Source organism: Phenylobacterium sp., from assembly GCF_025934275.1.
GTDB lineage: Bacteria > Pseudomonadota > Alphaproteobacteria > Caulobacterales > Caulobacteraceae > Phenylobacterium.
In genome coordinates this window covers 1-12,424 of the sequence record NZ_JAICYI010000080.1, presented here as the reverse complement: position 1 = coordinate 12,424, position 12,424 = coordinate 1, and the positions used below count along the sequence as shown (strand labels likewise).

16 protein-coding genes are annotated in these 12,424 nt (G+C 69.0%); 8 read left to right on the top strand and 8 right to left on the bottom strand.

All coding sequences use genetic code 11. The annotated features are described in order from the left end of the window. On the top strand, positions 1-1,269 hold a 1,269-nt coding region (locus Q0W60_RS16295), incomplete at its 5' end, for an amidohydrolase family protein (RefSeq protein ID WP_297697139.1). Positions 1,270-1,412: 143 nt separating this feature from the next. Beyond that, positions 1,413-2,378 carry a radical SAM/SPASM domain-containing protein gene (locus tag Q0W60_RS16290; RefSeq protein ID WP_297697138.1) on the top strand — a complete coding sequence of 322 codons (966 nt, stop codon included), beginning with the start codon at positions 1,413-1,415 and terminating at the stop codon, positions 2,376-2,378. A gap of 37 nt (positions 2,379-2,415) precedes the next feature. On the opposite strand, the gene Q0W60_RS16285 is transcribed toward Q0W60_RS16290, so the two are convergent. Then, positions 2,416-2,688, bottom strand: coding sequence for a sel1 repeat family protein (locus Q0W60_RS16285; protein ID WP_297697137.1), 273 nt, complete (start codon positions 2,686-2,688; stop codon positions 2,416-2,418). Positions 2,689-2,854: 166 nt separating this feature from the next. On the opposite strand from Q0W60_RS16285, the gene Q0W60_RS16280 reads away from it, so the two are divergent. Together Q0W60_RS16280 and Q0W60_RS16275 are read left to right on the top strand one after the other, a co-directional pair. Next, a complete protein-coding gene (locus Q0W60_RS16280) occupies positions 2,855-3,211 on the top strand; it encodes an RcnB family protein (RefSeq protein WP_297697136.1) in 357 nt (118 codons plus the stop codon). 91 nt (positions 3,212-3,302) lie between these two features. Continuing rightward, entirely contained in the window at positions 3,303-3,767 is a 465-nt protein-coding gene (locus Q0W60_RS16275) for an RcnB family protein (protein ID WP_297697135.1), read from the top strand. A 31-nt stretch (positions 3,768-3,798) separates the two neighbouring features. Here the strand turns inward: Q0W60_RS16275 and gatB are convergent, their stop codons facing one another. Continuing rightward, positions 3,799-5,262 carry an Asp-tRNA(Asn)/Glu-tRNA(Gln) amidotransferase subunit GatB gene (gene gatB / locus Q0W60_RS16270; RefSeq protein WP_297697134.1) on the bottom strand — a complete coding sequence of 488 codons (1,464 nt, stop codon included), beginning with the start codon at positions 5,260-5,262 and terminating at the stop codon, positions 3,799-3,801. Positions 5,263-5,388: 126 nt separating this feature from the next. Between gatB and Q0W60_RS16265 the strand changes: the two genes are divergently transcribed. Continuing rightward, on the top strand, positions 5,389-5,727 hold the full coding sequence (locus Q0W60_RS16265) for a hypothetical protein (protein ID WP_297697133.1): 339 nt from the start codon (positions 5,389-5,391) through the stop codon (positions 5,725-5,727). Positions 5,728-5,790: 63 nt separating this feature from the next. Here the strand turns inward: Q0W60_RS16265 and Q0W60_RS16260 are convergent, their stop codons facing one another. The 3 genes from Q0W60_RS16260 to gatC form a co-directional block, all read right to left on the bottom strand. Continuing rightward, the gene (locus tag Q0W60_RS16260) at positions 5,791-6,309 is read right to left on the bottom strand and encodes a TlpA disulfide reductase family protein (protein WP_297697132.1); all 519 of its coding nucleotides are present in this window, start codon (positions 6,307-6,309) and stop codon (positions 5,791-5,793) included. Between the two features lie 75 nt (positions 6,310-6,384). Continuing rightward, a complete protein-coding gene (gene gatA, locus Q0W60_RS16255) occupies positions 6,385-7,857 on the bottom strand; it encodes an Asp-tRNA(Asn)/Glu-tRNA(Gln) amidotransferase subunit GatA (protein ID WP_297697131.1) in 1,473 nt (490 codons plus the stop codon). Further along, the gene (gene gatC, locus Q0W60_RS16250; protein WP_297697130.1) at positions 7,858-8,145 is read right to left on the bottom strand and encodes an Asp-tRNA(Asn)/Glu-tRNA(Gln) amidotransferase subunit GatC; all 288 of its coding nucleotides are present in this window, start codon (positions 8,143-8,145) and stop codon (positions 7,858-7,860) included. A gap of 75 nt (positions 8,146-8,220) precedes the next feature. Here gatC and ruvX point away from each other — a divergent pair, with 75 nt between their 5' ends. Further along, on the top strand, positions 8,221-8,694 hold the full coding sequence (ruvX, locus tag Q0W60_RS16245; RefSeq protein ID WP_297697129.1) for a Holliday junction resolvase RuvX: 474 nt from the start codon (positions 8,221-8,223) through the stop codon (positions 8,692-8,694). A 6-nt stretch (positions 8,695-8,700) separates the two neighbouring features. Here ruvX and Q0W60_RS16240 read toward each other — a convergent pair whose 3' ends face one another. Further along, positions 8,701-9,210 (bottom strand): DUF1993 domain-containing protein, encoded by a 510-nt coding sequence (locus Q0W60_RS16240; protein ID WP_297697128.1) that lies wholly within the window; start codon positions 9,208-9,210, stop codon positions 8,701-8,703. Positions 9,211-9,312: 102 nt separating this feature from the next. Here Q0W60_RS16240 and Q0W60_RS16235 point away from each other — a divergent pair, with 102 nt between their 5' ends. Both Q0W60_RS16235 and pyrC read left to right on the top strand, forming a co-directional pair. Continuing rightward, complete coding sequence (locus tag Q0W60_RS16235; protein WP_297697127.1) at positions 9,313-10,293, top strand: aspartate carbamoyltransferase catalytic subunit; 981 nt, start codon at positions 9,313-9,315, stop codon at positions 10,291-10,293. After that, positions 10,290-11,579 carry a dihydroorotase gene (gene pyrC / locus Q0W60_RS16230; protein WP_297697126.1) on the top strand — a complete coding sequence of 430 codons (1,290 nt, stop codon included), beginning with the start codon at positions 10,290-10,292 and terminating at the stop codon, positions 11,577-11,579. The genes Q0W60_RS16235 and pyrC overlap by 4 nt, the downstream gene beginning before the upstream one ends. Positions 11,580-11,670: 91 nt before the next feature. On the opposite strand, the gene Q0W60_RS16225 is transcribed toward pyrC, so the two are convergent. Further along, the gene (locus Q0W60_RS16225) at positions 11,671-11,898 is read right to left on the bottom strand and encodes a helix-turn-helix transcriptional regulator (protein WP_297697125.1); all 228 of its coding nucleotides are present in this window, start codon (positions 11,896-11,898) and stop codon (positions 11,671-11,673) included. Next, positions 11,891-12,424 (bottom strand): hypothetical protein (locus Q0W60_RS16220; protein WP_297697124.1); only part of this gene is annotated, 534 nt, incomplete at its 5' end. The genes Q0W60_RS16225 and Q0W60_RS16220, both read right to left, overlap by 8 nt.

Sequence of the window (12,424 nt, the reverse complement as noted above, 5' to 3'; positions counted from 1 at the left end):
GCGCACCTGGGCCGAACGGAGGAGCCGATGACCTACGCGCCCGCCGACCGCATCATCCATGACGCCGACAGCCACATCATGGAGCTGCCGGATTTCCTCAAGCGCTACGCCGATCCGGCGCTGCGCGAGGAGATCCCGGAGGTGAGCTACGCGGCCTCCATCGTCACCGACGAGGAGGTGGCGGTGATCATGGCGCAGGGCGGGCGGCACAGCCCGGAGCATGTCGCCGCGCAAATCGCGCTCGGCGACCGGCTGATCGAGTCCTCGAAGGAAATCCAGGCGCTCGGCGCATTCGACAGCGCCGACCGCTCCACGGCGCTGGATCTGCTCGGGTTCCGCAAGCAGCTGGTGTTCGCCACCCACAGCGTCGCTCTGCCCTTCTCGGCAAGCTCGAAGGTCGAGCCGCGGCTGCGCTACGGCGCGGCCCGGGCGCACAACCGCCATATGGCCGCGTTCTGCCGCGACGATGCGCGGCTGATCGGCGTGGCCGTCGTGCCGCTGGACGATCCCGACCTCGCCATGGCGGAGCTCGACTTCGCGCTGGACGCGGGTCTGGGCGCGGCCTGGCTGCCGCACCGGCCCTGCGGCGACCGCTCCCCGGGCCACGTCGATCTCGACCCGTTCTGGGCCCGCCTGGCCGAGAGCCGGACTCCGTTCGTGCTGCACGTCGGCGGCGCGCCGCTGCAGGTCGCCCGCGCCTGGATGAACAATGGCCGCGCGCCGACCAAGGACTGGCTCGGCGGCGGCGAGAACCTGCGCACCAAGGACATCGCCCTGCTGCACGAAGGTCCCGAAGCCTTCATCACCATGCTGGTGCTCGACGGCGTGCTGGAGCGCCATCCGGGGCTGCGCGGCGCCAGCGTCGAGCTCGGCGCGGGTTGGGTTCCCGAACTCCTGCGGCGGCTGGACTGGGTGGTGAAGCACTGGAGCCGCAGCGATGCGAACCTGCAGGCCCTGCGCCGCAAGCCCTCGGAACAGATCACCGAGCAGCTGGCCTTCACGCCGTTCGTCTTCGAGGACGTCGGTAACCTGATCGACCAGTCGAATCCGGAGCTTTACCTGTTCTCCAGCGACTATCCGCACATCGAAGGCGGCCGGAATCCGATCGGCCGGTTCGAGGCGGCGCTGGGCGAGCGCGGCGGCCCGGTGCGAGACAAGTTCTATTGCGAGAACTTCCTGCGCATCTTCCCGAGCGTGGCGGCCGACGCGGGGCGCGGCAGGCCCGCCAAAGCCCGGATCGAGGATCTGGCAGACTCGCCTTCGCCGTAGACGCGACCGGCGGGAGCCGCCGGGCCGCCCCGATTTGTCGCGCCGGCCAGGGCCATGGCCGACCTTGGGGCGCGGCCAGCCGCATGCTAGCCCTACGCCGCCCCGCCGCCCGGGGCGTTCGAAGCGAGGGGACCCGCGCGCCGATGTATGTTGGCAAGGAGATGTACGAGGAGATCACCGACCGCGATCTGGCGCGGCAGATCTTCGCCAGCACCATTCTGCGCGTCGAGATGGAGACCCACTCCTACTGCAACCGGCGCTGCTCCTACTGCCCCAACGTTGTGGGCGACCGCCTGGGCGCGAACCTGCCGATGCCGCAGGAGATCTGGGAGAAGATCATCGGCGGGCTGGAGGAGATCGATTACGCCAAGTACCTGATCCTCAACTACTACAACGAGCCGCTCGCCGACCGCAGCATCCTGGAGCGCATCCGCGAGGCGCGGGCCCGCGTGCCCAGGGCGCGGATCATGATCTACACCAACGGCGACTACCTCGAGCCCGGCTACGTCGAGGAGCTGGCCGAGGCCGGCCTCGACTACATGCACGTCTCGATCCACCTGAAGCGCGGCGACCGCTACTCCGACATCTATGTGGCCAACCGCCTGACCGAGATCTCGGTGCGGATGGGCATCGCCGCCAAGATCGTCACGCTGAAGTCGAACGACTACATGGTCGCCAAGGCCCCGCACCGCTCCATGGAGATCGAGGTCCGCGGCATCAACTTCTACAAGCACGGCACCGACCGCGGCGGCCTGATCGACGACATTCACACGGCGGCCAAGCGCACGGCGGCCTGCTTCTTCCCGTTCGCGCACTTCGTGGTGAGCTATAACGGCCTGGTGGCTCCCTGCTGCCACATCCGCAGCGACCGGCCGGAGCACGCGGACTACATCTACGGCGACCTGCGCGGCTACGAGAGCATCTTCCACGCCTTCTGCAGCGCGCCGGCGGCGGCCTGGCGGCGCGAGATGGCCAGCAGTTTCGAGAAACGCGCGCCCTGCGACACCTGCTCGGCGGGCCAGCTCACGAAGCCCGCGGACGCCAAGGTGATGGAGGAGAATTATCAGATGTTCGTCGCGCCGCGTCAGGCGGCGCCGGCGGCCGAGTGAATGCGGCCGCTTAGCTCTCCGGCGGCTGAATCCCCGGTCAGCCGCGCGCCAGCCACTCGCGGGCCTGGCGCTGCGCCTCGGCGATGTCCTCGCTGGCCATCTCCTCCGAGAGTTCCTTGCGATAGACCTTCGCCTCCACCGAGCCGCGCATGGCGGCCAGGTTGAACAGCATGTGCGCCGAGACGTAGTCGAGCGGCGCGCCGCCCTGTCCGGTGGAATAGAGCAGGCCCAGGCGGAACAGCTCGTCGCCCGACGCGTCCGCGTTGGGGAGCGGCAGGCCCTGGCTTGCGACTTCCATGCTTGTCAGCATGAGCTTCGTCCCTGTTACGCCCGGCCGGATCGCCTGTGTTCAGGTCCTCCTCCGGGCCTTGTCGTAACCAGAAAACGCCACTCTCGCTGAACACATGGTTAAGCCGGCCGTTGTCTTGCGGTCATCTTCGGAGGGGTAGGAGATGCCGACCACGAAGGGAGCAACCATGAAGGCTTCGCTGATCGCCGCCGCCGCGCTGTGCCTCGCCGCCGCGGCCGCGGCCCTCGCCGATCCGCCGCCCTGGGCAGGCGGCGGCCACGGCAATCCGCACGGCGAGCCGCCGGGCCTGGCCAAGAAGCCCTACGGGCTTCCCCCGGGCCAGGCGAAGAAGTTGTGGCGAAGGGGCGAGCGTCTGCCGCTCAGCTACGTCACCGGCCCGAGCTATGTCATCGTCGAGCCGAGGCGCTATCACCTTGCGCCTGCGCCCTACGGCTACCGCTGGGTGCGCGTCGAGGATCATTATTACCTCGCCGAGACGCGCACCGGCCTGATCGCCCGCGTGGTGGAGGCGCTGCTCAGATAGCGGCGTTCAGGCCCAGTTCAGGCGACCTCGTCGATGTTTGGCCTCGACCGAGGACAGCATTTTGAGACAAATCGGCCACATGAGACGCTTGATGCTGATCGCGGCCGCGGTCTTGCTTGCGCTCGGCCCTGTGGCCGCAGGCGCGGCGATGGCGCGCGATCACGGCGGCGAGGAGCGCGGCCACGGCGGCTACGAGCGCGGCCACGAGGGCCGCGGCGCGCCCCAGGGGCCGCCCGGCTGGTCGCGGCGTGACGGGGAACGGGGCCAGCCGCCCGGCTGGGCGCGCGGCGAGGGCCGCAGCGGAGGCTGGGCGCGCGCGCCGGCCCCGTCTCCCTACGGCTACGGCCCCCCGTCGGGAGCCTATGGCCCGCCCAGGCCCTACGGCGTGCGGCGCGGCGGCTACCTGCCGCCGGAGGTGCGCGGCGGCGTGGTCGGCGACTACGGACGCTATCGCCTGCGGCCGCCGCCGCGGGGCTACACGTGGGTGCGGGTCGGCAACGCCTTCCTGCTGGTCGACGAGGCGACCGGCCAGATCTTCGACGTGATCGAGGACTGAGCTTCCGCTCCTCCCCGCCGAGGGCAGGCGGCTACGCGACCCCCAACTTCGCCTTCAACAGCTGGTTGACGGCGGCCGGATTCGCCTTGCCGCCGGTCTCGCGCATGACCTGGCCCACGAACCAGCCGATCGCCTGCGGCTTGGCCTTGACCGCCTCGGCCTGACCCGGATTGCCGGCGATGAGCTTGTCGATGATCGCCTCGAGCGCTCCGGTGTCGGAGACCTGCCGCAGTCCCTGCTTCTCGACGATCTCGGAGGCCGAGCCCTCGCCCAGCCACATGCGCTCGAAGACGTCCTTGGCGATCTTCGAGGAGATCACGCCGTCCTCGATCAGCCGCACGAGCTCGGCGATGGCGCCCGGAAAGATCGGGCTGTTGTCGATCTCGATGCCGCCCGCGGAGAGCTTGGCGGCCAGCTCGTTGGTCACCCAGTTGGCGGTCAGCTTGGCGTCGCCTCCCTTGGCGGCGGCTTCGAAGAAGTCGGCCCGCGCCTGCTCGGCGATCAGCACCCCTGCGTCATAGGCCGACAGGCCGTATTGCGCCTGGAAGCGGGCCTTCTTGGCGTCGGGCAGCTCGGGCAGCGCCTGCTCGATCCGCTTCACCCAGGCCGGATCGAGCTCCAGCGGCAGGAGGTCTGGGTCGGGGAAGTAGCGATAGTCGTGCGCCTCCTCCTTCGAGCGCATGGAGCGCGTCTCGCCCTTGCCCGAATCGAACAGCCGGGTCTCCTGGTCGATCTCGCCGCCGTCCTCGAGGATCTCGATCTGGCGGCGCGCCTCGAACTCGATCGCCTGCTGCATGAAGCGGAACGAGTTGACGTTCTTGATCTCGCAGCGGGTGCCGAGCTCGCCGCCCGGCTTGCGCACCGAGACGTTGACGTCGGCGCGCAGGTTCCCTTTCTCCATGTCGCCGTCGCAGGACCCGAGATAGATGAGAATAGTCCGCAGCTTCTTGACGTAAGCTACGGCTTCCTCCGAACAGCGCATGTCAGGGCGCGAGACGATCTCCATCAGGGCGGTGCCGGCCCGGTTGAGGTCCACGTAGGTGAAGTTGGGATCCTGGTCGTGGAGGCTCTTGCCGGCGTCCTGCTCCAGGTGCAGCCGCTCGATGCCGACGGTGAACGTCGAGCCGTCGTCGCGCTCCACGACGACCTGGCCCTCCCCCACGATCGGGTGCTGGTACTGGCTGATCTGATAGCCCTGCGGCAGGTCCGGATAGAAGTAGTTCTTCCGGTCGAAGCGGCTCTTCAGGTTGATCTGGGCCTTCAGCCCGAGCCCGGTCTTCACCGCCTGCTCGACGCAATGGCGGTTGATGACCGGCAGCATGCCGGGCATCGCCGCGTCCACCAGGCTGACCTGCTCGTTCGGCCCGGCCCCGAAGCCCACCGCCGCCCCGGAGAACAGCTTGGCGCGCGAGGCCACCTGGGCGTGCACCTCCAGCCCCAGCACGATCTCCCAGGGGCCGGTCCGACCCTGGATCAGCTTCGACGTCTCGCTCATGCGCGCCTCAGTAACGCCGCGGCGCTAAAGCGCAAGCGCCGCAAAACCTGCGTCTTGCACGCCGCGGAAAAACAGGGCTGATACCGGATTTCTGAAGACTCCCGTTCCGGGAAAAGGGAAACTCCTATGAAGACTACGTTCGCGGCGAGCCTGATCGCCCTCACCGCCCTGGCGGCCGCTCCGGCGTTCGCCCAATCCTCGGCTGCGGCGCCTGCCGCCGCCCCCGCCGCCGCGCCCGCCTCTGGCGCGCTGTCGGTCGACAAGACGCCGATCAGCGACATCGTCAAGAATCCGCAGGCGAAGACGGCCCTCGAAACAGCCCTGCCGCAGATCTCCCAGTACTACGACCAGATCGGCGGCATGACGCTGGCGCAGGTCGCCCCGATGAGCCAGGGCGCGCTGGACGACGCCAAGCTGAAGGCGCTCCAGGCCGAGTTCGACAAGATCAACGCCGGCGGGAAGTAACACCGCCAACGATCGACGTGATCGAGAGAAGAGGCCTCCCGCGGGGCATGCGGGAGGCCGTTTTCATTTGGCGGCGTCGATCTCGCGCGCCGCAGGCGCTGGTTCCTTCAGCAGCGGATCGACGAGGGTTGCGAGGCTCTGCTCATTGAACGCTCCGGCCTTTGCGTGCCGCAGAAAGCCCTCCCGATCGATGACGAAGCTGGTCGGCAGACCTCCGAGTACGCCGTAGCCACGGCCGTTGACGTGGGTCGCCACGGTGAACGCCGCCGAGGCCTGCATCTTCTGCAGGAACGACTTCGGAAGCGCGTCTTCCGTCTCGACAGCGTAAATCTTGAGGTCCGTGCCAGGGTGATGGCGCAGGTAGTTATCGAACGCCAGCAACTCTCCCTTGCAGGGGCCGCACCACGTCGCCCAGTAGTTCAGCACCACGACCCGACCCTTCAAGTCAGCCAGGGTGAGCTTCTTCCCATCGAGCGTGACGATCTTGAAGTCATGCGCCGGCTTGCCGACCTCGGCGGCCCACGTGTGGGAGGCCAGGAAGAGACCGGCGATCGCGCCGGTCAGCGCTCCGATACGACTCACAGTGACGCTCCCAGCAACCCTTCGGAAGGGTCGAACCGAGCGCCGCGCCTGTCAACTGAAGGTGGTTTTCGCGCCTCACCACCACTTCTCAGGCTTGGCGCGGAAATCGGCCGCCTGCTCCAGCGCGCCGGCGAGCGAGAATAGCGTGCCCTCGTCCAGGGCCCGGCCGATCAGCTGCAACCCGAGCGGCAGGCCGGCGGCGTCGGTCCCGGCCGGCACGCTGATGCCCGGAAGCCCGGCGAGGTTCACCGTCACCGTGAAGATGTCGTTCAGGTACATGGCGACGGGATCGTCCGACTTCTCGCCAAGGCTGAACGCGGCCGAGGGCGCGGTCGGCGTGAGCAGCGCGTCGACGTTCTGGAACGCCTGGTCGAAGTCGTCGGCGATGCGGCGGCGGACCTTCAGCGCCTTCAGGTAATAGGCGTCGTAATAGCCGGCGGAGAGCACGTAGGCGCCGATCAGGATGCGGCGCTTCACCTCCGCCCCGAAGCCGGCCGCGCGGGTCGCCTCGTAGGTCTCGGTGAGGTTGCCGCCCTCGACCCGCAGCCCGTAGCGCATGCCGTCATAGCGCGCGAGGTTGGAGGAAGCTTCGGCCGGAGCCACGATGTAGTAGGCGGGAAGCGCATACTTGGTGTGCGGCAGCGAGACCTCGACGATCTCGCAGCCCGCGGCCTTGAGCCAGGCGACGCCCTGCTCCCACAGCCGATCGATCTCGACGGGCATGCCCTCGACGCGGTACTCCCGCGGCACGCCGACTTTCAGCCCCTTCACCGAGCGGCCGACGAAGGCGGGAAAATCCGGCGTTTCCACCGGCAGGCTGGTGGAGTCCTTGGGGTCGTGGCCGGCCATCGACTTGAGGAGGATGGCGGCGTCCTCGACATTGCGGGCGATCGGCCCGGCCTGATCCAGCGAGGAGGCGAAGGCGACGATCCCCCAGCGGGAGCAGCGGCCGTAGGTGGGCTTCACGCCGACTGTGCCGGTGAACGCGGCCGGCTGGCGGATCGAGCCGCCGGTGTCGGTCGCCGTGGCGCCCAGGCAGAGTTCCGCCGCAACCGCCGCGGCAGAGCCCCCGGAGGAGCCGCCGGGCGTCAGCTTGGCGTTGCCGCCCTGCGTGCGCCACGGGCTCACCACCGGCCCGAAGGCGGAGGTCTCGTTGGATGAGCCCATCGCGAACTCGTCCATGTTGAGCTTGCCCAGCATCACCGCCCCGTCCCGCCAGAGATTTGCGGTGACGGTCGATTCATAGGTGGGCTGGAAGTCGCCGAGGATCTTCGAGCCGGCCGTGGAGCGCACGCCTTCCGTGCAGAACAGGTCCTTCACTCCGAGCGGCGCGCCCTCCAGCGGACCGGCGGCGCCCTTGGCGCGGCGCTCGTCGGAGGCGCGCGCCATGGCGAGCGCCTTCTCCGGCGTCTCCAGCACATAGGCGTTGAGTGCGCGCGCCGCTTCCACCGCCTCGACGTGCGCCTGGGTGAGCTCGGCCGCGGAGAACTGCTTGGCGGCGAGCCCGTCGAGGGCGGCCTTCAGCGTCAGGGAGGTCAGCTCGCCCATCTACTCGACCACCTTCGGGACGACGAAAAAGCCGTCCTTGGTCTTCGGCGCATTGGCGAGCACGCGGGCCGGATCGCCGCCGTCGGTCACCTCGTCCTCGCGCATCGGAAGCGGCATGGCGATCGCGGTGGTCATCGGCTCCACGCCCTCGGTGTCCACCTCGTTCAGCTGCTCGATCCAGTTCAGGATGCCGGAAAGCTCGCTCGCGAGCGGCTCCAGCCGGTCCTGCGGCTCGGCGATCCGTGCGAGCCTGGCGACCTTGCGGACGGTCGCAGCGTCGATGGCCATCGGGCCCTCCTGAATTCCAGGCGCGTGGGTTAGCCGCGCGCGTGCACATTTTCAACGTCGCGGGTAAGGGAGCGCATGCCCGTCGTGGATCTCCTGGAGCTTCCCTCGCTGGTCGCCGCCGGCGCGCCGCTGGCGGGGCTGGACCTGGGCGAGAAGACCATCGGAGTGGCGATCTCGGACGCGACGCGGGCCATCGCCTCCCCGATCGAGCTGATCCGCAAGAGCAAGTTCACCAAGGAAGCTGAGCGGCTGTTCGAGCTGATGGACGAGCGCGGCGCCGGCGGCCTCGTCATCGGCCTGCCGGTCAACATGGACGGGACGGAGGGCGCGCGCTGCCAGTCGAGCCGGGCTTTCGCGCGCAACCTTCTGCGGCTGCGCGACCTGCCGATCGCGTTCTGGGACGAGCGGCTGAGCTCGATGGCGGTCAACCGCATGCTGACCCGCGAGGCCGACGTCAGCCGCGCGCGGCGCGCCGAGCTGGTCGACAAGGCGGCCGCCGCCTGGATCCTGCAGGGCGCGCTGGACCGGCTGCGCGGCGCCGCGCGCTAGCCCCGCTCAGAGACCGCCGGCGAACATGTCGCGCTTGCCGAGGTCCGCGCCGCGCTGCCGCAGGATCGCGTAGGCCATCGACAGGTGGAAATAGAAGTTGGTGGTGGCGAAGACGGTGAGCCACTGCGCGGCCGGCAGGGTGGGCGCCATCCCGGCGCCGAGGGTGACGGTGAGCGGGGCTTCGTCGCGGCCTTCGAACTGCTCGGGCGTGAGCTTCGCGAGATAGCCCTTGGCGTCCTCGATGGCGGCCTTGATCCCGGCGAGGTCGAGGTCGGAGGCGATGTCGGGCGGGACGTCCAGGCCGGCCGCGCGCGCCGTCCACTGCTTGGCGAAATTGATGCAGACGAAGGCCTGGAAGCGCAGCGGGTTCATGTCCTCGATCAGCCGCCATTCCAGCATCTCGGAGTCCGAGACGCCCTTGGACTTGGCCAGCGCCGCGCCCTTGTCGAGCACGTGGGCGAGCGTGGTCAGGCCGCGGCTGTAGAGATCCACAAAGGTGAAGAGACTGGTGGTCACTGGATTGCCCCCGTTTGACTGAGCCGCTGACATAGTCGGACGGCGCGGCTTGGGAAAGGGGCGCTTGGCTTGCCGTGCGACCTCGCCTAAGACGGCGCTTTAATGAGCGCCGCGCCCCCTGGCTTGCACGAGGTCCTGCAGCGGACCTTCTCGTTTCCGAAGCGGCACTTCCTATCGGTCCTGGACCTGAACGAGGTGGAGGTCGCGAACCTCCTCGACCTCGCGGACGGCTTCGTGGCGCTGAACCGGCAGACCGCCAAGAAGCTCGACCTGCTCAAGGGTCGGACGCTGATGAACCTGTTCTTCGAGAATTCGACGCGCACCCAGAGCTCCTTCGAGCTGGCCGGCAAAAGGCTGGGCGCCGACGTCGTCAACATGAGTCCGCGCGCCTCCTCGATCTCCAAGGGCGAGACGCTGATCGACACGGCGGTGACGCTGAACGCCATGCAGCCGGACCTGCTGGTCATCCGGCATTCCGCGTCGGGGGCCGCGAGCCTGCTTTCGCAGAAGGTCACCTGCTCGGTGATCAACGCCGGCGACGGTCGGCACGAGCATCCCACCCAGGCCCTGCTGGACGCCCTTTCGATGCGCCGCGCCTTCGGACGGATCGCCGGCCTGAGGGTCGCGATCTGCGGCGACATCCTGCATTCGAGGGTGGCGCGCTCGAACGTCGCCCTGCTCCAGATGCTGGGCGCGGAGGTGCGCCTGGTCGGACCGCCGACCCTCATTCCGGCGCAGGCGGAGCGGTGGGGCTGCGCCGTGTTCTACGACCTCAGGAAGGGCATCGAAGGCGCCGACGTGGTGATGATGCTGCGCCTGCAGCTGGAGCGGATGGACGGGGTGCTGGCGCCCTCGCAGCGGGAGTACTTCCGCTTCTATGGGCTCGACCGCGAGAAGCTCGCCTGCGCCGCGCCGGGCGTGCGGGTGATGCATCCCGGACCCATGAACCGCGGGGTCGAGATCGATTCCGACGTGGCCGACGACCTCGCTGTCAGCCTGATCCAGGACCAGGTGGAGATGGGCGTCGCCGCGCGCATGGCGGTGCTGACCTCGCTGGCCGCCCGCCTGGAGAATGCGAGGTGAGCCGGCCGCTCGCGGTGACCAATGTCCGGCTGGTCGACCCGGCCTCGGGTTACGACGGACCGGGCGCCGTGATGGTGGCGGACGGCGTTATCGTCGACGTCGCGCGGGGCCAGGCCCTCGGCGCGCTCTCAGGGGACGTGGAGGCGGTCGACGGAGGCGGCGCCCTGCTCCTGCCGGGCCTGGTCGACATCCGCGTGAAGACGGGCGAGCCGGGGGCCGAGACCAAGGAGACCCTGGAATCGGCGGCCCGCGCCGCGGCGGCGGGCGGGGTCACGACCATCGTCGTCCAGCCGGACACCCACCCTGTGGTCGACGAGCCCTCGGTCGTGGATTTCATCCTGCGGCGCGCCCGCGATGTGGAACTGGTGAAGGTGTTCCCGGCCGGCGCCGCCACCAAGGGCTGCGCCGGCGAGCGAATGGCCGAGATCGGCCTGATGGCGGAAGCCGGCTGCCTCTATGTGACCGACGCCGACCGGCCGATCGTCAATTCGAAGGTGTTCCGCCGCGTGCTGGCCTACGCCAAGGCGTTCGGCATGCTGGTGGCGCACCGGCCGGCCGACCCCTGGCTGGCGGGCGGGGCGGCGGCGAGCGAGGGCGAGTTCGCCTCGCGCATGGGCCTGCCCGGCGTGCCGGTCGCCGCCGAGAAGATCATGCTGGAACGCGACCTGGCGCTGGTGGAGCTGACCGGGGCGCGGCTGCTCGTCGACCAGGTGACCACCGCCTGTGCGCTGGAAAGCCTCGAGCGCGCCAAGGCCCGCGGCCTGCCGGTGACCGCCACCACCTCGATCAACCACCTGTCGTTCAACGAGATCGACATCGGCGACTACCGAACCTTCTGCAAGCTGGACCCGCCGCTGCGCTCCGAGGACGACCGCCAGGCGGTGATCGAGGCGGTCGCGTCCGGCCTGATCGACATCGTCGTCTCGGCGCATGCGCCGGCGCCCCCGGAGGACAAGCGCCTGCCCTACGAGGAAGCCGCGCCGGGGGCGGTCGGCCTGGAGACGCTGCTGCCGGCGCTGCTCGCCTTCCATCACGAAGAGCGAATCCCGCTCATCGACCTGATCCGCACGGTGACCAGCGCCCCGGCCGACCTCATGGGCCTAGACGCCGGACGGCTCGCCAAGGGCGCGCCCGCCGATCTCGTGCTGTGCAACCCCCAGACGCCGGTGCTGATCGACGCCGACAAGCTGACCTCGAAGTCCAAGAACTCGCCGTTCGACGGCCGCACCTTGCAGGGCAAGGTCCTGATGACGGTCGCCGATGGCCGGGTGGTTTATCGGGCCTAGCTTGTGTGGCGACGAGCGTAAGCTCGCGAACCGCCCGGCGGCCGCCGACAAAACACAGCGCCAGTGTCCGCTAAGGGTGGGGCGGGCACCCTCAAAGGTCTGAGGATAGATCAGGCGCTAGGCTGAAGAGAGCTTCCACCGTGAGGCCCAGCGCCTGCGCCAGCCCGAGCGCCAGGATCGTCGAAGGGACGAAGACGCCGTTCTCCACGGTGTTGATGGTCTTGCGGCTGACGCCCACCTTCAGCGCCAATTCCGCTTGCGTGAGCCCGGCCTCCGTTCGCGCAGCCTTCAGGCGGACTATCAGGCGCCGGTCAGGCATCCCGCTCGGCCCGCCGGTTGAGGAGGCCGATGGTCACGGCGGGGACGCTGATGCCCACGGCGATCAGGACCGGCAGGGCCTCCACCGCCCAGGCCGGCCGCGCCAGGCCGAGCGCCAGGATCAACGGCAGCCCTCCCATGACGCTCCAGAAGCCGGCGATATAGCCCCGCGTGCGAAACGACCGGAAAAGCTCTTCGTCATAGATCAGCCGACTCATTCGCCCGACGCCCCAGCCCGTGAGGGCCAGCACATAGGCGACGACGCCGAACGTCAGAACCAGGCCCTCCGTCACATCCAGGACCTGCCAACCGCCTTTCAGCACGCTGTGGACGAGGAGCGCCCAGTCGAAGGCGAATAGGCCGATCAGAATGGGATAGAACAGGTAGAGTCGCGACATGTAGCGTTGGACGCGGTCGCTTTGGCGCAGGGTCATGCGCGGGGTGAGAGCGCCCGGCGGAAAGCGGGTCACCCACCAGGCCCCTGTTGAGCCGACGACGCCGACCAGCACTGGGAGCAACATGATCAG